The following is a 21,297-nucleotide window of genomic DNA, read 5'->3' on the forward strand; positions in this document are numbered from 1 at the left end:
CTCGGCGGCCACCGCCCCGCTCTGCCTGGCCGATGACCCACGGATCAGTCAGGAGAGCCCCCTTTCTTGACACGGCGAGGTCAGTCCGGGACGCCCCAGGGGAGCATCGCGTCCAGCTCGGGCTCGTGGCCGACGACCGGGATCTCGGTGATCTGGCCCGACGTCTTGTCGACGAGGAACGCCGTCGCGGTGAGGTTGGGGGGCGGCGGGGCGTCGTCGGCCTCGTCGCCGACCGGTTCGGCGTGCGCGACGACCCGCCAGCGGGTGGTGTCCGTGAACCCCTGTTGGGCGATGACGAGGCGACCGTCGGTGGAGGTCCAGCGGTCGAGCAGATGGTCGCGGACGAGGCGACGTGCGTCGTCGAAACTCACCGCGGAGCGTTGGGCCATGTGGCCATCATCCCCGACCCCACCCGCTTACGCCCGCACCGGCGGGGCAGGCTTGATGCCATGTGGGTGTTCCTGACGCGTCGATTCCGCCGTTGGCTGATCATGGCGATCGCCGTGCCCGTGATCGGTGCCGGAGCGCGGCACTTGAGCGAGCGGATCGAGAAGAAGCACGCCGGGCCGACGAAGACCTCGAAGGCCCTCGGACACGCCGGACGCTTCGCGCAGTCGACCCGCAAGAAGGGGCGCTGACGACGGGTCAGGCCTAGCATCGGCCCGTGCTCCCCACCGCGCTGACCGAACCCGCCCACGCCGCCGCCGAGCGACTGGCCGCCCGCGGCGAGTCGATCGCCGTCGCCGAGTCCGCCGCGGGCGGGCTCATCTCCGCCGCGCTGGTGGCCGTGCCCGGCTGCTCGGCGTTCTACCGCGGTGGACTTGTGGTTTACACCCTGGAAGGAGCCAAGGCGCAGTTCGCCGGGGCGCCGCGGCCGGCCGGCCTGCGCGGCGCGACCGAGCCGTTCGCCGGCTGGCTGGCCACCACCGTCGCCGCGTCGCTGGGCACGACCTGGGGCCTCGGCGAGACCGGCGCGTCCGGGCCGACCGGTAACCCCTACGGCGACCCGCCCGGTCACTCCTGGGCCGCGGTCGCGGGGCCGAACGGCGTGACGGCGCGCAACCTGCGCACCGGCTCCGACGATCGCGCCGCGAACATGGAGGCCTTCGCCGCCGCGGCCCTCACGTTGCTGGTCGAGGCACTCACCCGCGATTGAGCCGCGCCGCCTGCCGGGTCAGGTGGTCGCGCTCGGCGGCGTTGGTCGCCCGGGCCGCCGCCGCGGCGTAGAGGCGGGCCGCGAGCGCACGCTCTCCCGCCTTCTCGTGCAGGTACGCCGCCGCGGCGGTGTGCCGCGGTAGGGAGTCGTCGAGCTCGGCGAGCGCGGCGAGACCCGCGTGCGGGCCGTCGGCCTCCCCCAGCGCGACGGCGCGGTTGAGCCGGACCACCGGGCTGTCGGTGAACCGCAGCAGCTCGTCGTACCACTCGACGATCTGGACCCAGTCGGTCTCCGCCGCCTTCGGGGCGTCGGCGTGCAGGGCCGCGATGGCGGCCTGGGCCTGATACTCCCCCAGCCGATCCCGAGCGAGCGCGGCCTGCAGGATCTCGACGCCCTCGGCGATCAGGGCCGTGTCCCAGCGGGAGCGGTCCTGCTCGGCGAGCGGGACGAGGCTCCCGTCGGGCCGGGTCCGCGCGTCGCGGCGGGCGCGGTGGAGCAGCATCAGCGCGAGCAACCCGGCGACCTCAGGGTGGTCGAAGGCCGCCGCGAGCTGTCGCGTCAGGCGGATCGCCTCGTCGGCGAGGTCGACGTCGCCGGAGTAGCCCTCGTTGAACACGAGGTAGAGCACCCGCAGCACCGTGCCGACGTCGCCGGGCTGGTCGAACCGGACGTCGGACACCGTGCGCTTGGCGCGGCTGATCCGCTGCGCCATTGTCGCCTCGGGGACAAGGTAGGCGTCGGCGATCTGACGCGTGGTCAGGCCGCCGACCGCCCGGAGCGTCAGCGCCACCGCCGACGCGGGCGTCAGCGACGGGTGCGCGCAGAGGAAGTAGAGCCAGAGCGTGTCGTCCGTCGCCGGGATCGGGCCGGGCTCGGGTTCGGCGTCGACGGCGTCCTCGCGCCGCCGTCGGGCGGCGTCCGCGCGGGTGGCGTCGAGGAACCGCCGCCAGGCGACGGTCACCAGCCAGCCCTTGGCGTCGCGCGGTGCGTCGGCCGGCCAGGTGCGGACGGCCTCGACCAGAGCGTCCTGGACCGCGTCCTCGGCCGCCGCGAAGTCGGCCCCGCGGCGGACGAGAACGGCCAGGACGCTCGGGACGAGGGCCCGGAGCGCGACGTCGTCCACGCTCAGTCCGTGATCGTCGGCGCGACTCCGTAGAACGGGCGGAGCTCGAGCCACTCGTGGATCGGCTCCCCGTTCGCCCCCGGAGCGGCGGAGAGCTCGCCGGCGAGCTCGACGGCACGCTCGTAGCTCTCCACGTCGATGATCATCCAGCCGGCGATCAGGTCCTTGGTCTCCGCGAACGGGCCGTCGGTGACCGGCGGACGCCCCTCGCCGTCGAAGCGCACCCAGGTCCCCTCGGGCGCGAGCGCGGCCTCGGCGACGAACTCGCCGGTCTCGGTGAGGCGGTCCGCGAAGTCGCGCATGTACTGGATGTGCGCGTCGATCTCCTCGGGCGTCCACTTCGCCATCGGCACGTCGTTCACCGCCGCCGGCGCGCCGCGGTAGTGCTTGAGCAGGAGGTACTTCGCCATCGTCGTTCTCCTCGGTGTCTGCCGACCCATCTTGGTCGCCTTCACCCCGGGGACGGAGCCGCCGGACCGTTCTCGACATCGACGGGGAAGAAATTTCGGTAGGTCCTCGTAACGCGGCCGTTCACATCCGGAAACACGCGCGAGCGACCGTCGAGAGGTGTGGACGCGGACGGCTCTCATCGGCGTCGCCGCCTTCGCCTCGGGCGCGCTGACGTTCGCGCAGCTCGACCGCGGGGAGGCCGCGCCCGCCTACCCGGCGACGACCAGCGCCGAGGCCTCGTTCACCCGCGAGATGCAGACCCACCACGCCCAGGCGATCGAGATGGCCACCTTCGCGCGGGACCGCTCGCCCGACCCGCAGATCCAGGAGATCGCGTTCGACCTCGCGCTCAGTCAGCAGCAGGAGATCGGCCAGATGCGGGCACTGCTGGCGGTCTGGGGACTCCCGTCGACCGGACCCGCCGCGAGCGCGGGGACCGGAGGCCACCACGCCGGGGCGGTCATGCGGCAGGAGGACATCGACGTGCTCGGCACGATCCCGCCGAAGGACGTCGGCGTCCGGTTCCTGCAGCTGATGATCCCCCACCACGAGGCCGGCATCGCGATGGCGCGGGACATCCTCGCCCGCACCGACGACCTCGCCCTTCGCGACCTCGCGACCTCGATCCTGCAGGTCCAGCAGCACGAGATCACGCTGATGAAGGACCTGCTCCGCCAGCGCGGGGTCCGGACCCCGGCGGCCTGAGCTCAGACCCCTCAGACCCCGAAGCGCGCGGACAGCCAGGCCCCGAGCGCGTCGAGCTCCTCGGCGCAGGCCTCGTGCTGCATCGGGTACGAGTGCCACTCGACGTCGTGCCCGAGGCTGCGGACGTGCTCGGCGGCCTGCTGGCCGGCGGCGTGCGGGACCATCGGGTCGTGCAGCCCGTGGGCCATGAACACCGGCAGCGTCACGTCGCGGTTCGCCTCGTCGAGAACCTTCGTCGCCATCGGCAGGTAGGTCGACATCGCGACCAGGCCGGCGAGCGGCTCGGCCCGACGCAGCCCGAGCGTCAGCGTCACGGCACCGCCCTGGGAGAACCCGGCGAGGATCAGCCGCGACGCGGGAACACCGCGCTCGGCCTCGCGGGCGATGAGGGCCTCGACCGCGCGGCCGGACTCCTCAAGGCCGGCTTCGTCGGCACGGCGGTCGATGTCACCGAGGTCGACGATGTCGTACCAGGACCGCATCTTCATGCCGCCGTTGATCGTGACCGGCTGCACCGGCGCGTGCGGGAACAGGAGCCGCACCGACGGCCAGCCCGGGCGGACGATGTGCGGCGCGACGGGCGCCCAGCCGTCCCCGCTGTCGCCGAGCCCGTGCAGCAGGATCACCGACCACGCGGGGTTCGGCCCGGTTTCGAACTCGACAGCGTCCAGCATCGGTGCAGAAGTCATGCCGGGATTGTCCCGTGCGCCGCCGTCGGACTCGCCGCCGCGGTGGCCAGGCGGCTGTCGACCTGCGATCATTGCGCTGGGCGTCCTGCGTTCAGGGCGCCCGCATCCATTTGAGGAGAAGTTTTTGTCAGTCAAGATGCGGGCGGTCAAGTCCGCCCGGAACTCGGACCCGTCGAAGCTCGTCCGGACGCCTCCGTTCGACAAGAGCACCATCAAGCCCCACAAGCACGGCACGGGCTTCAGCACCTGCGCCCCCTGCGCCGCGGCCGGCAACGCCACGGTGTGCGCGCACGTGGACGACTGGGTCACCCAGGCCTGATTTCCGATCGACACCGGGCCGGCTCGTACTTTCGAGCCGGCCCTGCTGTTTCTCCCGGACCCGCCGCCTACCGGCCGGGATCGGGGAGTTCGGCCGCGGGCCGCTGCCGGAACTCCGACGGCAGGCACCCGAACCGCGCACGGAAGACGCGGTTCATGTGCGAGAGGTCGGCGAAGCCCCAGCGCATCGCGGTGTCGGTCAGCGTCCCGGCGCCCCCGGCGAGCAGGTCGCGCGCGGCCGCCTCGACGCGCAGGGTCATCACGGTCTGCGCGAACGTCTGGTCGCTCGTGGCGTAGAGGCCGTGCAGCTTGCGGACGGAGATCCCGAACCGCGCCGCGACCGACGCCGCGGTCAGGTCGGTGTGCAGGTTGCCGGCGAGGTGGCGGTTGATCGACGCGCGCAGTGCCGCGCCCATCGTCTCGGCGCACACCTCCCGGCCGACGGTGTCGCCGGCCGCGGCGGCGAGCAACGTCAGCAGCGCGGTCTCCGAGGACTGCGCGGCGACGTCGTCGAGCGTCTCGACGTTGCGCCAGATCGACGTCATCGTCGACGCGACGAGCGCCGCGATCCCGCCCTGCGTCGCGTCGTGTGCGACGGCGGTGAACCCGCCGGGGTCCGTGACCAGCGGCACCAACCGTGACCGCGGGACCCGGAAGGACAGGACCTGCCACTCGCCGGCGTCGTCGCCGGAGTACGCGAGCCGGTAGGTGTCGGTCGTGTCGAACATGGCGAACGACCCGGGCCCGATGTGGCAGACGCGGTCGCCCTGGCCGGCGATGCAGTGCCCGCGCAGTTGCAGCGAGACGAACACATCGTCAGAACTCATCCGCCGGATCTCGCCGGGGCCGTGGACGAGGACCTGGGTCCGCGAGCAGACCTCCGCGCAGTGCGAGGAACCGACGGTCGACGACCGCGCCCAGCCGGTCATGCGTTCCAGGGCGGGCTCGCCGCCACGGTGCTCGGGCTCGCGCTCGGCGGCCAGCGGGGTGCACACCTGGCAGATGACGTCGCGCCAGTAGCTGAACTGCTCGGCCGGCGGGTGATCCGCCACCGTCAGGTACCGCACAGGCCACCTCCGCGGGGCTGGTGCCGTCAGGGTAACCGCGGATCGGCCCTGCACGCTCGTCCCAATCGGCGCGCAGTCACGTTCGAGCGCCGACCGGTCGGTGCCGCCGAGACTGCGGCCGTGACGCTGGATTTCGCCCTGACGCCCCGGCAGCGCGACCTCCGCGCCCGCGCCCGCTCGGTGGCCCGTGACGTGCTGCGCGACGCGCGGTCCGCGGAGCGCCTGGCCACCCCCGAGGAGCGCTTCCTCGCGACGCGCCCCGCCTACGAGCGCCTCATCTCCGAGGGGTTCCTGCGCGCCTGTCTCCCCACCGCGGTGGGCGGGGACAACGAGTGCCTGGTCGACACCGCCGTCGTGGTGGAGGAGCTCTTCGCGGAGAACGGCAGCGTCGCGCTGACGCTGCTCGGGACGGTGCTCGGCGTGACGCCGGTGATCGTCGGCGGGACGCCCGAGCAGCACAAGCAGTTGCTGGCGCCGTTCCTCGAGACGACCGGTGCACCGCTCGCCGCGTTCTGCTCCAACGAGCCCGGCGGGAGCGCGAACGCCGCGTCACCGCCGCCGGGTGAGGGGGTGCGCACCCGGGCCGTCCGCGCCGACGGCCGGTGGGTGATCAACGGCCGGAAGAAGTGGGTGTCGTCCGCGACCGGGTGGCAGCGCGACGGGGCCGACCTGCTCTGCGTCGTGTGCCGCACCGACGAGAACGCCCCGCCCGAGAGCGCGATCTCGATGATCGCCGTCGAGAAGCCGTCCGGCGTCGAGTTGGATCGCGTCATTGCCTCGCCGGGGTACCGTGCCCACCTGCTGCCGGAGATCACGCTGCGGGACGTGACCGCCCCGGAGGAGAACCTGCTGGGCGCGGAGGGGGCGGGCCTGCGGCTGAGCGGGGCGAGCTTCGCGGGGGCGTCGGCGCTCGTCGGGCTGATGGGCGTCGGGTTGATGCGGTCGGCGTTCGTGCACGCGTGGGAGTTCGCACGAACCGAGCACCGCGGCGGCACCGCGCCGATCCTCACCCATCAGGCAGTCGGGTATGCCCTCGCCGACGCGAAGATCGCGATCGAGGCGGTGCGGGCGCTGAGCCTGCGGGCGTGCTGGTCGGTCGACCATCGTGAGCCCGCCGCGGCCGAGCTCGCGCACTCGGCGAAGGTGTTCGCCTCCGAGACCGCGGTGCGTGTGATCACCGATCTGATGCGTGTCGTCGGCGTCGACAGTTACGACGACGTCGACCCCCTCGGCAGCCTGCTGCAGGACGCCCTGGCCCTGCCGATCTTCGCCGGCGGCAACGTCGGCGTGCGCCGTCGCGCGCTGCACGCACTCCTGATGTCCCCCGACTACGACCCCCTGGCCACGAGCGAGACGTGAGGAACCTGACGTGACGTCACCCAAGACTGTGATCGTGACCGGCGCTTCGAGCGGCATCGGCCTCGCCGTCGCCGAGGCGTACCTCAAGCGCGGCGACAACGTCGTCGGCAACGCGCGCACGCTGGCGCGGCTGCAGGAGGCCGCGACCTCGATCGGCGACCCGGAGAACTTCCTCCTCGTCGAGGGCGACATCGGCAAGCCGGAGACGACCCAGCGCATCTTCGAGCGCGCGCTCGACGCGTACGGGCGGGTCGACGTCCTCGTCGCGAACGCAGGCCAGTTCCTCGGCAAGCCGACCGTCGACCTCACCGAGGACGAGATCGAGTCGATGATCGACGTCAACCTGCGGGGCTTCCTGTACCCGGCGCAGGCGGCGGCGCGGCACATGAGTGGAAACGGGTCGGGGCACATCGTCGCGATCACGGCCTGCATCGCGATGCAGCCGCAGGCGAAGCTCCCGGCGCTGCTGCCGGCGATGCTCAAGGGCGGGTTGAACCACGCGGTGCGCAGCCTGGCCCTGGAGCTCGCGCCCACGGGCGTGCAGGTCAACGCCGTCGCCCCCGGCGTCATCGACACCCCGATGTTCCCCCGCGACGAGCAGACGTGGGCCTTCCTGCGCACCTTCTCCCCCACCGGGAAGACCGGCGTGCCCCAGGACGTCGTCGACGCCGTCCTCTACCTCGCCGGCTCCAACTACGTCACCGGCTCGATCATGACCGTCGACGGCGGTTCCACCGCCGGGGTCTGGTGACCGGTCACGGGCGCTCCGTCGGCGTGCGGTAGGTCGCGGCGTCCTTGTACTGCTTGAGAGCCTGCACCTGCTTCATGCCGCCGGGCGTCCCGGGGTCGACCTGCGCGATGTAGACGTCGCGGGACGACGGTGCCCCGGGCTTTGAGAAGTCGAGCTTCGAGACGAGCTTGTCGGTCGACAGGCTGCGGTGCGACCGCAGCGCGGCGATGATCCCGCCCCGGGTCAGGTCCTTCGCGGCACAGGCGGTGGTCAGGATCTGATTCCAGATCAGACCCTGGGCGTAGCCGTACTGCACGGCGAACGTCGGGCGCTCGTTCGGGTTCTCCGCCTCGAACTGCTTCGCCAACGCCTTGGCCCGGGGCACCGGAGAGTCGTAGGGCACCGCCGAGGCGGCGATGTAGAGCCGGGTCAGCGCCTTGGCGGCCGGGGTGTCGAGCAGTACCGGAGCGAACGAGACGCTGTTGCCGATCATCGGGACGTCCAGCCCGAGCCCGGCGTTGTTCACGGCGGCCGACGCCGTCTGCGGCGGGGTGACGCTGAGCGCGATCGCCTTCACGCCCTGGCTCTTGAACTTCGTCACGATGCTCTTCATGTCGGTGTCGGTCGCGGTGATCTTCTCTGCGGCGACGGTGAGGCCGTTCTGCTTGGCGAAGTACCGGGAGCCCGCCAGGCCGTTCGTGCCGTAGTCGCCCTCGACATAGATGTGGCCGATCGTGTCGCCCTTGGCGATCTTGTTCTTCTCGAGCAGCCAGTCGAGCCCGTTGATCATCTCGAGGTCGAATGTCGTGCCGACGATGGTGACGTAGGGCTGACCGAGCAACTCCGAGCTCCAGGTCACCGCCAGCGTCGTGACCTCCTTCTCGTTGATGTCCGGCGAGAGGGCCGCGATCACCGAGGCGCCGAGGACCTCCAGGAAGCCGGCGACCTTCGGCTCGATGTCCGGGAACTGGATGGTGGCGGTGTCCGCCTGGTAGCCGTGGTCGAGAGTCTCGATCGCGACCTGCCGGTTGCAGATCCCGCCGGCTGCGTTGACCTCGTTCGCCCACATGTGGTGGCCGATCTGCAGCGTGGTGCTGAGGTCCTTGAAGGGTCCGGTCAGGTCCGTCATGACGCCGAGCCGGATCGTCTCGTCGGTGACGCCGGGACCGGTCCGAACTCCGTCGGACCCGACGCCGCCCGACGTGACCTCGTCGCCGCCGCCCCCGCAGGCGGTGAGGAGCAACGCCCCCGCGAGACAGGCGGCAGTGGTGGCAACAGCTCGGCTCATGGGGTGTCAGATTCCTTTCGGCAGGTGATCAGGAGCCGAAATCGCGGGGGCCGAGTCCGGGAGGAGGTGCGTCGCAGGACAGACAGTTGCGTAGATGGACCCACTCCGTCAAATGCCTCACTGACCTGCTGAGTTCTGTTGGTGAACCTTGTAACGTGGTCGTCATGCGACGGACCTCCTTCGCGACCTGGCCGTGCTCGGTCGCCCGCACCATGGACCTGCTCGGCGACTGGTGGACGCCCCTGGTGCTCCGCGACGCCTTCTACGGGATCCGTCGCTTCGACGACTTCGCCGCGGGCCTCGGTATCGCGCGCAACACCCTGTCCGAGCGACTGCGTCGCCTCGTCGACGAGGGCCTGATGGAGAAACAGCCGTACCAGTCCGACCCGGTCCGCTACGACTACGTGCTCACCGAGAAGGGTCGGGACTTCTTCGGCGTCCTCGCTGCCATGACCGCGTGGGGCGACCGTTGGCTCGCCGACTCCGCCGGCCCCCCGATCGTGCTCCACCACTCGTGCGGCCACGACGCCGAGGTCGTCACCACCTGCTCCCACTGCGGGCAGCCGGTCACCGCCGACAACACCGAAATGCGCCTCGGCCCCGGCTATCCCCCGCGGCTCGCCCAGGCCCTCCGGGACCGGAACGACCCCCGCTTTCGCTGACCTCGCGCCCTACTCGCGGCGAGGCGATTCGGGTGATGGTGGATCCGGTTCCTCGGGTGGGATCTTGAGTCCGTCGCGGACCAGTTGCCAGTGCGCGTTCCGCCGGGGGCGTTGCTCCGGGTCCACCCACGTCGGGGGGATCATCTCCGGATGGCCGTCCTCAGCCATCCGCACGCCCCAGCCCTGATGGTGGATCAGATAGTGCTCGTGGGAGCACACCAGGACCATCTTGTCCACGTCGGTCGGGCCCTCGTCGCGGTCCCACCACTCAATATGGTGGGCTTCACACCACGCGGCGGGACGCGTACAGCCGTCACCGATGCAGCCGATGTCCCGCGCGACGAGCGCGGCCCATTGGGCGGGTGTGGCGGTGCGGACCTCGCGGCCCATCGCCAACGGCACCCCGAGGGTGGTCGCGACGATCGGGGTGATCCCCGCATCGCACGCGATGCGCTGCAGGGTCGCGATGTCCAGGTCCTCACCGGTCGCGGTCCTCGCGAACGGGTGCCCGGTGTCACCGGCCATCGTTTCCACCGACGCGGTCACGTGCAGGTGCGGCCGGACCCCGTGAGCGGCGGGCAGGTCACCGAAGCGCAGGAACTGGCGGAACACGTCCCCGAGGGCATCGTGGCGGCGCTGGGGCGCGGACCGCTCGTCGCGGAGCCCGTTGACCGCCGGCCGGGGCGCGGCCAGGGGGTCGAGCGCGGCCTTGACCAGAGCGGCGACCTCGTCGGTCAGCTCCCCCCGGATCCGGTGCAACCCGTTGCCGAGGTCGGTGATCGTCAGCGACCGCTTGCGCTGGGCGCGCGCCGCCCGCTTGGACTCGGCCGGGGCGTCGCCGGTGGGGTCGTCCGGGTCCGGGGCCGGGGGTTTGCCGTCCTCGTCGATGACTTCCTCGATATGCCGGCCCAGCCGCAGGATCGCGCTCGGGTCGGCACCCCGGGACTTGGCCAACAGGAACGTCTCGGCATCGGCGAGCTCCGCAGCCGAACCCACCGGCTCGATCTTGCGCAGACTCCGCGCCACCGCCCGTGCCTGATCCCGATTCAACTCCCCCGACGCCAACGCCTCCACCGTCGCGGTGCCCTTGCGGGACAGGATGTCGGCGTCCTGAACCCGCTGCCGCGCCTCGGCCGGATGCAGGTCCAGCTTGCGCGCCAGCCAGACTCCGGTCGAGATCTTCCCGTCCGCCAGCGACAGCCCGCGGACATCGGCCTCCCGCACCGCCCGCACCCCCACCGCCGCGACCGCGGAGTCCAACTCGGACTGCGCCCGGACCATCAGCTCCAGATCCGCGTCGGTGAAGGTCCAGGCCTCGTCCGCGGTGAGCATCGCCGCGACCTTGCGGACGTCCTCAACAGCACTGGCGATCGTGGCCAGTGCCGGATGCGTCCCCACCCCTGCGGACATGCCACGATTCTACCCATGTTCGAACAAATGTTCGAGTACTGTCAACACCTCATTTACCCCTCCAGTCACTACTTTCTGACGGCCCGTCAACGATCGCCGCGCCCCACGCGGTCCGCGAGGGCAGACGACACGCGGCTGGCCTCCCTAGGCTGCTCGTTGTGACTGAGACTGAGCTTTCGTTCGGGGCGGAGGCGCCACTCCTCCACGTCATGTCGACGATGCGGGCGATGCGGAAACTGAAGCCCGATCCCGTTCCGCGGGAGCTGCTCGAGGAGCTCATCACCGCCGCGACCTACGCCCCGAGCGGGGGCAACGAGCAGACGTTCTCGTTCGTGGTCGTGACGGACCGGGCCCAGATCGCGCGCCTCGCGCCGGCCTGGCGGGAGGTCGTCAGCTGGTACGTCAGCACCCAAACCCCGCCGGAGCACATGGACGACCGCAAGTGGACGGGACACCTCGCCGCCCTGAAGTACCAGGCCGACCACTTCGACGAGGTGCCCGCACTGATCGTCGCCTGTTACAACATGAGTGGCCCGGTCAAGCGCATGATGCGGACGCTCGACAAACAGCGCGCCGGCATGCGAGCCGTGGGCCCACGGCGGGCGCTGATCGCAACCCGGAACGTCCTGAAGATGCTCCGCACCGGCGAGGCGGCCTCGATCTACCCCGCCGTTCAGAACCTGCTGTTGATGGCCCGGGCCCGCGGGCTCGGCGCGTGCCTGACGACCTGGCACCCGCTGTTCGAGCCCGAGCTCCGCGCGATTCTCGGGGTCCCCCGGTCCGTCCGGGTCTACGCCCTCGTCCCGATCGGCTACCCCGCCGGCCGGTGCGGCCCGGTCTCCCGCCGCCCCGCCACCGAGCTCATCCACTGGGAACGCTGGTAGCCCGACATTTCGGGACGACTGCGCACGTTCAGCCACTCGTTGTCAACATGCCCGTTGAATTGCAGTCAACACGTACGTAGACTCCGCGGCTAAGCCCCCGCCGCCGTGCCTTTGGAGTCTCGATGTCGTTGCGTGGCCCTGTCCTCGTCCTGTGCGCCGCTCTCTCGGTCCTCGGCCTCGGCGCGTGCGCCGACGACGAGGACACGGCGAGCCCGTCGTCCGACAACCCACAAGCGACGTCCCCGGCGTCCGACCCGAACGCGACCGCAGCCCCCGGGTCCCCCATCAAGCTGATGACGCTGACGTCCGAGACCGGCGCGGTCACGTTCAAGGAGATCCCGCCGTCGGCGCGCGCCGCCGCGAAGGCGATCAACGACGCCGGTGGGGTCAACGGTCACCCGATCGAGATCCTCAACTGCGACACCCGCTTCGACCCGAACGGCACCGGCGACTGCGCCCGCCGTGCGGTCTCGGAAAGGGTCACCGCGGTCATCGGCGCGGCCTCGCCGGACGGCTCGATCTACCAGCCGATCCTCGAGGCGGCCGGCATCCCGCTCGTCGGCAACAACCCGAACAGCCCGCAGGAGGGCAGCGGCAAGAACAGCTTCCCGATCTCGGCCACGGCGCTGCAGTTCGTCGCCGGCGGCGCGCTGCTCAAGGCCACGGGCGCGACGTCCGTGCAGTACCTCGGCCCGAACGTCCCGGCCTACGTCGGCCTGCTCGACCTGGTGAAGCAGCTGCTGCCCCAGGTCGGCATCGAGTTCAAGGGGTCGACGCTCTACCCGGTCGACGCGACCGACTACACGCAGTACGTCACCTCCGCCTACGAGTCCGGCGCCGACTCGGTGAACGTCACGTTCGTGACCAGCGCGGGGATCCCGGCGTTCGTCAACGCGCTCGACGGTGGGGGGTACAGCCTCGACAAGACGCCGACCACGACGTTCGGCAGCACCTTCTCCCCCGACGTTCTCGACGACCCGCGGGTCGCGAAGGGCGTCGAGGGCATGTACGTCATCAACTCCGGGAAAACCCCGACCGACGCGTCGCTGCCCGGTGTGAAGCGCTTCCACGACGAGGTCGCGGCCGCCGGCGCCGAGGTCGAGTACACCGACGCGGCGCTGTCGGTCTGGGTCAGCGTGCACACGATCGCCGACCTGCTCTCCAAGGCCGAGGGCGACGTCACCGCCCCCGCGACGCTGATCAAGGCGCTGGAGGGCGCCGGTCCGATCGAGCACGACGCCTGGACCCCGTTCGACTGGAGCAAGCCCGCGCCCGACGCCCCGCTGTCGGAGAAGTTCCCGCGCTACTTCAACCCGCACTTCTGGGCCTCGCGCGTGGTCAACGGCAAGGCGGTCGCCGCGGTCGAACAGCCGGCTCGGTTCACCGGCCCGGTCACCCTCAAGGCCAACTGACCTGACGTCAGGCGGCCACGGTGGAGACCTACGCGCGCTTCGCCATCCTCGGGATGGCGACGGGATCGCTCTACGCGCTGACCGCGCTGGGCATCGTCCTCGTGTACCGGGCGTCCGGCGTGCTCAACTTCGCCGCCGGCGCCACCGGGGCCTTCGGGGCGTTCGTCGCCTACGACCTGCGGGACACGCACGACGTCCAGCGTGAGCTCGCGATGGCGATCGGCATCGCGGCGGGCGCGGTGATCGGCGTCCTCACCCAGATCATCGTGATGACCCTGCTGAGCCGCGCCGCGCCGGTCGCCAAGCTCATCGCGACGCTCGGAATTTTGACAATCCTCGTCGGCGCCATCGAGCTGATCTGGGGCGAGGAGAGCCGGGGCCAACCGCGCTCGCTTCTCGTCACCACCCGCCGCGAGGTCCTGCCGGACGTCTTCGTCCCGCAGGACCGGCTGGTGCTGATCGGCATCGCGCTGGTGGCCGCCGTGATCCTGCGCCTGCTCTACTCGGCGACCCCGTTCGGCCTCGCGACCGCGGCGGTCGCGGAGAACCGCCGCGTCGCGGCGATCTCGGGACTGTCCGCGACTCGCATCGAGCTCGCGAACTTCGCCATCGCCGGCGCCATCTCCGCGGCGGCGGCGATCCTGCTCGCGCCCGTCCTCGGGCTCGACATCAACGCGCTCACCGCGGTGGTGATCCCGGCGCTCGCGGCCGCGCTGATCGGACGGTTCGCCTCGTTCGGCGTCACCGTGCTGGCCGCACTCGCCATCGGCGTCGTGCAGGCCGAGATCCCGCAGCTCGGATTCGTGAAGGACCACCCGGAGGAGCTCGCCGGACTCCCGACCGCGGTGCCGGTCCTGCTGATCGTGCTCGTCACCGCGATCCGCGGCCGCGGGCGGCTGCAGCGCGGCGAGCTCATCGCGCGGCTCCCCCTCCCCGGCACCGGCCGCATCCGGCCCGAGCTCGTCGCCGCCGCCCTGGTGGTCGGACTGCTCGCCACCTCGACCGCGAACGCGGCCTGGGCCGGCGCGCTCACGATCACGGTGGCGATCGCGATCGTCATCCTCTCCGTCGTCGTGGTCACCGGGTACGCGGGACAACTGTCGCTGGCTCAGTTCGCCATCGCCGGGTTCGGCCTCTGGGTCGCGGCTCGGCTGTACGACACCCAGGGCCTGCTGTTTCCCTTCGCCCTCCTGGCCGGCGTCGCACTCGCCGTGCCGCTCGGCCTGCTCGTCGCGCTCCCGGCCCTGCGCGCTCGAGGTGTCGACCTCGCCGTCGCGACCCTCGGCCTCGCCATCGCCGTCCAGGCGATCGTGCTCGGCAACACGGAACTGACCGGTGGTTACTCCGGCACGACGGTCAAGGGCGCGGACATCTTCGGCTGGAGCATCGACGGCGTCGCGCACCCGAACCGCTACGCCTCCGTCGGGTTCGTACTGCTGATCGTCACCGGTCTCGTGGTGGCGAACCTGCGTCGGGGCCGCAGCGGACGCCGCCTGCTCGCCGTGCGCAGCAACGAGCGCGCGGCCGCATCGCTCGGAGTCGGCGTGTACGGGGCGAAGCTCTACGCGTTCGGCCTCTCGGCCGCGATCGCCGGCCTCGGCGGCGTGGTGCTGGGGTTCAAGGACCAGGCGGTCCGGTTCGACCAGTTCAACATCTTCGGCTCGATCAACGTCGTGCAGTACGCCGTCATCGGTGGGCTCGGCTCGATCGGCGGCGCGGCGATCGGCGCGACGCTCGCGGTCGGCGCCGTCGGCTCACGACTGCTGACCGACCTGGTCAGCGACCCGGACACGGTCACCTGGATCACCATCCTCGCGAGCCTGCAGGTGATCGTGCTGATCCGCCACGCCCCCGACGGTCTGGGCGCACAGATCGCGGACCTCGGGCGCCGGCTGCCCGGCCTCTCCTGGGGCCGCTCGGCCACGTCGGCCGCCGACGTGGCGCGGCGCGAGCGCGAGTTCCGTGCCCTCGACGTGCAGAACCTGACGGTCCGTTTCGGCGGGGTCGTCGCGCTCGACGGCGTGAGTTTCACCGTGCGACCCGGCGAGGTGGTAGGACTCATCGGCCCCAACGGCGCGGGCAAGACGACGCTGCTGGACGTCGTCACGGGTTTCACGAAGCCGGCCGCGGGGTCGATCAACCTCGGCGGTCAGCCCATCGACCGCTGGTCACCGGAACGACGTGCGCGCGAGGGCATCGGCCGCTCGTTCCAGGCCGTCGAGCTCTTCGAGGAGCTGACGGTCGAGGAGAATCTGCTCGTCGCCGCGGACCGACAGGCGCCGTGGCGGTACCTCACCGACCTGGTCCGCCCGGGCCGACAGGTTCCGAGCGACGCGATGGCCGGCATCGTCTCGCTGTTCGAACTGGAGGCCGTGCTGCAGCAGCGCCCGGCGGAGCTGTCGCAGGGTCAGGCGCGGCTGGTCGGCATCGCCCGCGCGATGTGCGCGGAACCGACGCTGTTGTTCCTCGACGAACCGGCGGCCGGGCTCGACTCCCACGAACGCGAGGAACTCGGGCAGGCGGTCCGGTCCCTCGCCGCGGCGAACGGCATCGGCGTCGTCCTGGTGGAGCACGACGTTCCGCTCGTGATGGCGACGTGCGACCGCATCGTGGCCCTCGATTTCGGCCGCGTGATCGCCACCGGGACGCCGGACGAGATCCGCGCGCACCCCGACGTCGTCGCGTCCTACCTCGGCGAGGAGGCCCACGCGTGACCGCGGTGCTCGAAGCGCACGACCTCGCCGCCGGCTACGGGTCGACGGTCGTCGTGCGCGACCTGAACCTGACCGTCTCGCCGGGTGAGGTGGTCGCCCTGCTCGGTCCCAACGGCGCAGGCAAGACGACGACGCTGATGACGCTGGCCGGCGCGCAGGCCCCGCTCCGGGGCGAGGTGCGCGTGGACGGCGTCGCCACGACCGCTCCCCTGCACCGCCGGGCGCGCTCCGGCCTGGGACTGGTGACGGAGACCCGGTCGGTCCTGATGACCCTGACGGTCGCTCAGAACCTCGCCGTCGCGAAGGTGTCGAAGGACCGCGCCCTGGACCTGTTTCCCGAGCTGCGGGAGCACCTCAACCGCCGCGTCGGCGACCTCTCCGGCGGCCAGCAGCAGATGCTGGCGCTGGCCCGCACCCTCGCCCGCGGGCCCCGCGTCCTGCTCGCCGACGAACTCTCCCTCGGCCTCGCCCCGATGGTGGTGGACCGTCTCCTCGGGGCCGTCCGCAGCGCCGCCGACGCCGGTGTGGCGGTCCTCCTCGTCGAGCAGCACGTCCGCAAGGTCCTCGCCGTCGCCGACCGCGTCCTCGTCATGCAGCGCGGCCGGATCGAGATGTCCGGCACCGCCGACGAGATCGGGTCCCAGCTCGTCGCGGTCCAGCAGCGCTATCTGTCCTGAGCTTCAACCCACGATCCGAGCGAGGACGTCCACACCTCGGTCGGCGCCGGCGATCGAGGCGATCACGTCGGGGCGGGCATCGAGGTCAGCGAGGGTCCGGCGCAGGTAGCCAACGTCGCGCGGCCGCAGAGTCGCCGCGAGGGCGTCGCTCCGCTGAACCATCGCGGCGAGGACCGCGAAGTCGTGGAGGTGCCGGTCGCGATGGCGATCGGACTTGTTCTGCTGGGCAGCCGCCTTGATGACGAGGGCACCGGTCATGTTCGGTCGCGAAACTTCGCCGACCACTCCCCGGACGTCGACGACCACGAGCTCCGCCCGATCGATGGCCTGCTGCCCTCCCGGTGCCTGGACCGTCGTCCCGCCGGTCGCGCCACGGCGGCCGGCCGCCCGAGGACCGACGTGGGTGGGGATGAGGACGTCGAGCTGTGCCGCGCCCCGGGTCCAGCGGTGTTGATGCCCGTCCGGCGACTCACCGGCGGACGCCCAGCCGAGGTCCATCAGGGCGCGGGTGAACCGTCCGACGATGCCCGGCTGTCCACGGACGTCGAGCACGGTGTCGGCGTCCTCGGTGGGCCGGTTCGGGGCAAACCCGCGCTCGGCGCAGTAGAGGTGAACCATCTGGCCCCCGACGAGGGACCACGTACGGCCCAGACGCTCGGAGAGCTGAAACAGCGTCAGCCAAGCCTGTTCCTGGGCCTCCGTCATCGGAGGCATCACGACCGTCACGGGAAGTCCCGCAGCAGCCGCTCCACCGCCGCTCTTTCTCGCGGGCCGTTGTGGTCGGACAGGTCCGCCAGCAGCACGGCCAGCGGGACGGGCGCCGCGACCGCGCGGTCTTCCTCGACGACGTGCAGAATCACGTTCGGTTCCCCCCGCTCCGAGAGCAGGAAGTCCTCGACCAGGTCGTCGACCTCGCCGGCGCCGACGTACCCCTCGACCACCCCTGCTGCTGCCATGCCACTACGCATATCGCTCACCCCCGACAACGCAATCCGAGCGTCATCGCGAAGCGCCGGGAGGTCAGCAGCCGCAACGGAGTAACGGCGGACCTCAGCCCGCGCGGGGAGCCAGGAGCGCAGCAGGGCAGCCGGATCCGGCGCTTCGAGGAGGAGCGCGCGCTTCTTCCGGAGCCGCGACTGCTCGGGCTGACTGACCCCGTCCCCGGCCCCGCCGTCGAGGAGGTCCAGGAACGCCCAGGCGACCCGGCGGGACATCGGCCGGCCGACCCGCGGCGCGCGGCCGAGGTGGGCAGCATCCACCAGCCACGCCCGCCCGATCCGGCGCGCCGGCAGATCCCCGGCCGCGATCCGCTCCCGCACCCGTCGCTCGCTCACCCCGAGCCGGGCCGCCGCCTCGCTGACCGACACCTCCATAGCACAACCATACCGCTATCGGCACATTAGTGCTATGGGCCCGGCGCCGACGTCACCCCGCCAGGTTCTCGATCAGGACCGGGTCGATGCCCTCCTCCGTAGGGAGGTCGAAGCCGAAGACCTGGGCGTAGAAGGAGAGCTCGGACTCGACCGCCCGCCGGATGTTCTCGGCCCGGCGGAAGCCGTGCTGCTCGCCCTCGAACAGGAGGTACGCGACCGGGACCCCGCGGGCCCGGAGGGCGTCGACGATCACCTCGGACTGGGCGGGCGGGACGACGGCGTCCTCGCTCCCCTGCAGGACGATGAGCGGCTTGCGGAACTTCTCGACGTGGGTGATCGGCGAGCGCTCGCGGTAGATCTCCGCCGCCTCGGGGTACGGGCCGACGAGACCGTCGAGGTAGCGGCTCTCGAACTTGTGGGTCTCGGCCGCGAGCGCCGCGAGGTCCGAGACCCCGAAGTGATCGGCGCCCGCGGCGAACGGGGTGTCCTCACGCACCAGCGCGGCGAGCGTGGTGAACCCCCCGGCCGACCCGCCGCGGATGCACAGCCGGTCCGGGTCGGCGCGACCGCTCTCCGCGAGCCAGCGCGCCGCCGCGAGGCAGTCCTCGACGTCGATCACGCCCCACGCGTCCTTCAGCAGCTCCCGGTACGGGCGGCCGTAGCCGGTCGAGCCGCCGTAGTTGACGTCCACGACGGCGAAGCCCCGACTGGTCCAGAACTGCAGACCGAGTTGGAGCACCGGGATCGCCGCCGCGGTCGGGCCGCCGTGGATCACGACCAGCAGCGGCGGGCGTTCGCCCGCGGGCGCCTCGAACGCCGGGTTGGTCGGCGGGTAGTACAGCGCGTGCGCGGTCCGCGCGGAGCCGTCCACACCGCGGCTCGGGAACGAGACGTGCTCGGGTTGCGAGATCAGCGCCGGGTCGAGGCCGAGGTCGCGCGGCGCCCGCAGCTCCGTCAGCGCCGGCTTGCCGTCGGCCAGGTCGATCCGCGCGACGATCTGCTCACTCGTCGGACTCCCGGCGACCACCACGACCGAGGACGGACCCTCGACCCGCAGGTCGGAGTAGATCGAGAACGGCAGGTCGAGATCGACGATCTGACCATTCGTCAGACGCAGTGCCAGCCCGTCGTACCCACCGCGGACCCGCGCGAACACCACCGTGCCGTCGGCGAGCACGGCGTACCGCGCCGCACCGAACATCCAGGCCGGCCACCCGATCTCCGCGTCGATCTCGACAACCGGGGTGACCGTGCCGTCGGGCTCGGCGCGGTACAGGTTCCACCAGTCGGTGCGGTCGGAGAGGAAGAGAAGTTGCCCGTCCTCGGTCCACCGCGGTTCACCGACCGACTCCCCAGAGCCGCCGGCCACGACGGTTTCCGCACCGGACCCGAGATCCAGCCGCACGAGCTCCGTGTCGTCCCATGGCATCGACGGGTGGTTCCAGCGGACGTAGGCCAGCGTCCGGCCGTCCGGCGACAACCGCGGCGAGGACGCGAAATCGGCGCCGGCCGCAAGCACCTCGGGCTTCGACGGGGCATGCGCGGCCAGGCGGACGACCTCGTTGCGCACCGCCGCCGCGCCGCCCTCGGCCGCGTGCTGCTCGCGCACGCAGACGATCCACTCACCGTCGGGCGAGATCTCGCCGTCCGCCCACCGGTCGCCGCGCGGTACCGCGGGCTCGCCAGTCAACGCTTGCGGCTCCCCGCCGGGTTCGAGTCGATACAGCCGCTGGTCGGCCCAGTTCACGAACCAGGCGACGCCGTCGCGCACCCACCACGCCCCACCGCCGTACTCGTGAACGCCGGTGCGGGCGTTGAACCCGTCGGGCAGCAGGTCGGTCCGGTTGCCCGCGGCGTCGAGCCGGACGAGCTGCGTCCGACCACCCTCGGCGGGCCGACCTTCCGCCCACACCACGTCGGTGCCGTCGACCCGCACCTCCCGGAGCTGGACCGCCGCACTGAGCAGCAGCTCCGACGTGATCGGCGTGGACCAGGACCCGTACGGCGCGACGATCATGAACCCACCCTACGAGCCGACGCCGATGACTTCGCCGCTCCGCTCCGGTCTGCACCGGGGAACGACCGAGCAGGAGGAGGATCACCCCATGAACGCGACGGCACGGCGGATGTTCGAACTGGTCGAGCCGATCGGGGTCATCCCCTACGCGTTCGACGAACCGAACGAGGCGCTGTTCGCCCTCGGGTTCACCGACTTCTGGGACACCTACTTCGCCGGCCGCGCCGCGCCGCTCGGCCGGGTCCCGGCGGAGGTCGTCGACGCGCTGTTCTACAACTTCGCCCCGGGCGAGGTGGCGCGGCACATCCCGAAGGTCTGGGACACCACGACGCCGGAGGCGGCCTTCGCCGCTCGACAACAAGGTTGCGTCGCGACCATGCGCCGGATCCTCGGCGACCATGTCGACTCCCCCGCGTTCGTCCGCGCCGGCGACCTGCTGACCAAGGCCGCCGTCAGTGCGCCGTACGAGGGCCGGCCGATGTACGCGGCGCTGCGCGCGCTGCCGGTGCCCGCGGACGCGGCATCCCGCCTCTTCCACGCCGCAACCTTGCTGCGCGAGTACCGCGGGGACGGGCACATCGCTGTGCTCATGAGCGAGGGCATCAACGGCCTCGAGGCGCACATCCTCGTCGCGCTCGACCAGGGCATGCCGCCGGAGAGGTTCGGACGCACCCACCACCTGCCGGCCGCGCACCTCGCCGCCGGCGTCGACGGTCTGCGCCGACGCGGCATCGTCGGCGCCGACGGCCTGCTCACCGAGTCCGGCCGTGCGGTCAAGCAACGGATCGAGGATCTGACGGACGATCTGGCCGCCCCGCCCTACGACGCTCTCGCCCCAGCGGAGATCGACGAGCTCGTCACCGCACTCGAACCCCTCGCCGCCCCGCTCGTCGCCGCGCAGCCCTGGTGACGGACCGTCAGGCGTAGCCGAGCTCGTGAAGGCGTGCGTCGTCGATGCCGAAGTAGTGGCCGACCTCGTGCTTGACGACCTTCTCGATCAGCGCGACCACCTCGTCCCGCGTCCAGCAGCGGATGAGGATCGGCAGGCGGTAGATCGTGATGCGGTCCGGCAGGGCGAAGGCGTACTGACTGGTGCGCTTGGTCAGTGGGACGCCTTCGTAGAGACCGAGGAGGTTGAGATTCTCGAACCCGTCGTCGACCCCGAACGACACGTTGGCGATCCGGCTGCTCAGCCGCTGCGGCAGGTTCTCCAGAACCCGGCCGACCTCGAACTCGAACTCGTCCCGCCCCATCGCGTACATG

General features: G+C 71.5%; 23 protein-coding genes. 12 read left to right on the forward strand and 11 right to left on the reverse strand.

Annotated elements, in window-relative coordinates:
- Positions 1–80: 80 nt before the first annotated feature.
- The gene (locus ABD401_RS21615) at positions 81–389 is read right to left on the reverse strand and encodes a hypothetical protein (protein WP_344608654.1); all 309 of its coding nucleotides are present in this window, start codon (positions 387–389) and stop codon (positions 81–83) included.
- Between the two features lie 60 nt (positions 390–449).
- Here ABD401_RS21615 and ABD401_RS21620 point away from each other — a divergent pair, with 60 nt between their 5' ends.
- Positions 450–638 (forward strand): hypothetical protein, encoded by a 189-nt coding sequence (locus ABD401_RS21620; protein WP_344608656.1) that lies wholly within the window; start codon positions 450–452, stop codon positions 636–638.
- A 26-nt stretch (positions 639–664) separates the two neighbouring features.
- On the forward strand, positions 665–1,156 hold the full coding sequence (locus ABD401_RS21625; protein ID WP_344608658.1) for a CinA family protein: 492 nt from the start codon (positions 665–667) through the stop codon (positions 1,154–1,156).
- Here ABD401_RS21625 and ABD401_RS21630 read toward each other — a convergent pair.
- Positions 1,143–2,279 carry an RNA polymerase sigma factor gene (locus ABD401_RS21630; RefSeq protein ID WP_344608659.1) on the reverse strand — a complete coding sequence of 379 codons (1,137 nt, stop codon included), beginning with the start codon at positions 2,277–2,279 and terminating at the stop codon, positions 1,143–1,145. The genes ABD401_RS21625 and ABD401_RS21630 overlap by 14 nt on opposite strands.
- A gap of 2 nt (positions 2,280–2,281) precedes the next feature.
- Positions 2,282–2,689 (reverse strand): YciI family protein, encoded by a 408-nt coding sequence (locus tag ABD401_RS21635; protein ID WP_344608661.1) that lies wholly within the window; start codon positions 2,687–2,689, stop codon positions 2,282–2,284.
- A 157-nt stretch (positions 2,690–2,846) separates the two neighbouring features.
- Here ABD401_RS21635 and ABD401_RS21640 point away from each other — a divergent pair, with 157 nt between their 5' ends.
- The gene (locus tag ABD401_RS21640) at positions 2,847–3,434 is read left to right on the forward strand and encodes a DUF305 domain-containing protein (protein ID WP_344608662.1); all 588 of its coding nucleotides are present in this window, start codon (positions 2,847–2,849) and stop codon (positions 3,432–3,434) included.
- 11 nt (positions 3,435–3,445) lie between these two features.
- On the opposite strand, the gene ABD401_RS21645 is transcribed toward ABD401_RS21640, so the two are convergent.
- Positions 3,446–4,108: an alpha/beta hydrolase gene (locus ABD401_RS21645; RefSeq protein ID WP_344608855.1), complete on the reverse strand. Its 663-nt coding sequence runs from the start codon at positions 4,106–4,108 to the stop codon at positions 3,446–3,448.
- Between the two features lie 139 nt (positions 4,109–4,247).
- Here ABD401_RS21645 and ABD401_RS21650 point away from each other — a divergent pair, with 139 nt between their 5' ends.
- Complete coding sequence (locus tag ABD401_RS21650; RefSeq protein ID WP_344608663.1) at positions 4,248–4,442, forward strand: hypothetical protein; 195 nt, start codon at positions 4,248–4,250, stop codon at positions 4,440–4,442.
- A 67-nt stretch (positions 4,443–4,509) separates the two neighbouring features.
- On the opposite strand, the gene ABD401_RS21655 is transcribed toward ABD401_RS21650, so the two are convergent.
- Positions 4,510–5,508, reverse strand: coding sequence for an AraC family transcriptional regulator (locus ABD401_RS21655; RefSeq protein ID WP_344608664.1), 999 nt, complete (start codon positions 5,506–5,508; stop codon positions 4,510–4,512).
- Positions 5,509–5,628: 120 nt separating this feature from the next.
- Here ABD401_RS21655 and ABD401_RS21660 point away from each other — a divergent pair, with 120 nt between their 5' ends.
- Positions 5,629–6,867 (forward strand): acyl-CoA dehydrogenase family protein, encoded by a 1,239-nt coding sequence (locus ABD401_RS21660; RefSeq protein WP_344608665.1) that lies wholly within the window; start codon positions 5,629–5,631, stop codon positions 6,865–6,867.
- A 10-nt stretch (positions 6,868–6,877) separates the two neighbouring features.
- A complete protein-coding gene (locus ABD401_RS21665; protein ID WP_344608667.1) occupies positions 6,878–7,618 on the forward strand; it encodes an SDR family NAD(P)-dependent oxidoreductase in 741 nt (246 codons plus the stop codon).
- A gap of 4 nt (positions 7,619–7,622) precedes the next feature.
- Here ABD401_RS21665 and ABD401_RS21670 read toward each other — a convergent pair whose 3' ends face one another.
- The gene (locus tag ABD401_RS21670; protein WP_344608669.1) at positions 7,623–8,885 is read right to left on the reverse strand and encodes an ABC transporter substrate-binding protein; all 1,263 of its coding nucleotides are present in this window, start codon (positions 8,883–8,885) and stop codon (positions 7,623–7,625) included.
- A 164-nt stretch (positions 8,886–9,049) separates the two neighbouring features.
- Between ABD401_RS21670 and ABD401_RS21675 the strand changes: the two genes are divergently transcribed.
- On the forward strand, positions 9,050–9,547 hold the full coding sequence (locus tag ABD401_RS21675; RefSeq protein WP_344608671.1) for a winged helix-turn-helix transcriptional regulator: 498 nt from the start codon (positions 9,050–9,052) through the stop codon (positions 9,545–9,547).
- 9 nt (positions 9,548–9,556) lie between these two features.
- Here the strand turns inward: ABD401_RS21675 and ABD401_RS21680 are convergent, their stop codons facing one another.
- A complete protein-coding gene (locus ABD401_RS21680) occupies positions 9,557–10,957 on the reverse strand; it encodes an HNH endonuclease signature motif containing protein (RefSeq protein ID WP_344608673.1) in 1,401 nt (466 codons plus the stop codon).
- Positions 10,958–11,115: 158 nt separating this feature from the next.
- Between ABD401_RS21680 and ABD401_RS21685 the strand changes: the two genes are divergently transcribed.
- From ABD401_RS21685 to ABD401_RS21700, 4 genes are all read left to right on the forward strand, one after another.
- Positions 11,116–11,841 (forward strand): nitroreductase family protein, encoded by a 726-nt coding sequence (locus ABD401_RS21685; RefSeq protein WP_344608675.1) that lies wholly within the window; start codon positions 11,116–11,118, stop codon positions 11,839–11,841.
- A 122-nt stretch (positions 11,842–11,963) separates the two neighbouring features.
- A complete protein-coding gene (locus ABD401_RS21690) occupies positions 11,964–13,253 on the forward strand; it encodes an ABC transporter substrate-binding protein (RefSeq protein ID WP_344608677.1) in 1,290 nt (429 codons plus the stop codon).
- Positions 13,254–13,273: 20 nt separating this feature from the next.
- A complete protein-coding gene (locus ABD401_RS21695) occupies positions 13,274–15,967 on the forward strand; it encodes an ABC transporter permease subunit (protein WP_344608679.1) in 2,694 nt (897 codons plus the stop codon).
- Positions 15,964–16,644 carry an ABC transporter ATP-binding protein gene (locus ABD401_RS21700; RefSeq protein ID WP_344608681.1) on the forward strand — a complete coding sequence of 227 codons (681 nt, stop codon included), beginning with the start codon at positions 15,964–15,966 and terminating at the stop codon, positions 16,642–16,644. Before ABD401_RS21695 ends, ABD401_RS21700 begins: the two co-directional genes overlap by 4 nt.
- 3 nt (positions 16,645–16,647) lie before the next feature.
- Here the strand turns inward: ABD401_RS21700 and ABD401_RS21705 are convergent, their stop codons facing one another.
- The 3 genes from ABD401_RS21705 to ABD401_RS21715 are packed head-to-tail and all read right to left on the reverse strand — an operon-like array spanning position 16,648 to position 20,034.
- A complete protein-coding gene (locus ABD401_RS21705) occupies positions 16,648–17,370 on the reverse strand; it encodes a hypothetical protein (RefSeq protein WP_344608683.1) in 723 nt (240 codons plus the stop codon).
- On the reverse strand, positions 17,367–18,017 hold the full coding sequence (locus ABD401_RS21710) for a helix-turn-helix domain-containing protein (RefSeq protein ID WP_344608685.1): 651 nt from the start codon (positions 18,015–18,017) through the stop codon (positions 17,367–17,369). The genes ABD401_RS21705 and ABD401_RS21710 overlap by 4 nt, the downstream gene beginning before the upstream one ends.
- Before the next feature lie 52 nt (positions 18,018–18,069).
- Positions 18,070–20,034 (reverse strand): S9 family peptidase, encoded by a 1,965-nt coding sequence (locus ABD401_RS21715; RefSeq protein WP_344608687.1) that lies wholly within the window; start codon positions 20,032–20,034, stop codon positions 18,070–18,072.
- 88 nt (positions 20,035–20,122) lie between these two features.
- Between ABD401_RS21715 and ABD401_RS21720 the strand changes: the two genes are divergently transcribed.
- Positions 20,123–20,944 carry an SCO6745 family protein gene (locus ABD401_RS21720; protein ID WP_344608689.1) on the forward strand — a complete coding sequence of 274 codons (822 nt, stop codon included), beginning with the start codon at positions 20,123–20,125 and terminating at the stop codon, positions 20,942–20,944.
- A gap of 7 nt (positions 20,945–20,951) precedes the next feature.
- On the opposite strand, the gene ABD401_RS21725 is transcribed toward ABD401_RS21720, so the two are convergent.
- Positions 20,952–21,296: a metallopeptidase family protein gene (locus tag ABD401_RS21725; RefSeq protein WP_344608691.1), complete on the reverse strand. Its 345-nt coding sequence runs from the start codon at positions 21,294–21,296 to the stop codon at positions 20,952–20,954.
- Position 21,297: the final 1 nt, after the last annotated feature.

The sequence above is a fragment of the Sporichthya brevicatena genome (assembly GCF_039525035.1).
Lineage (GTDB): Bacteria > Actinomycetota > Actinomycetes > Sporichthyales > Sporichthyaceae > Sporichthya > Sporichthya brevicatena.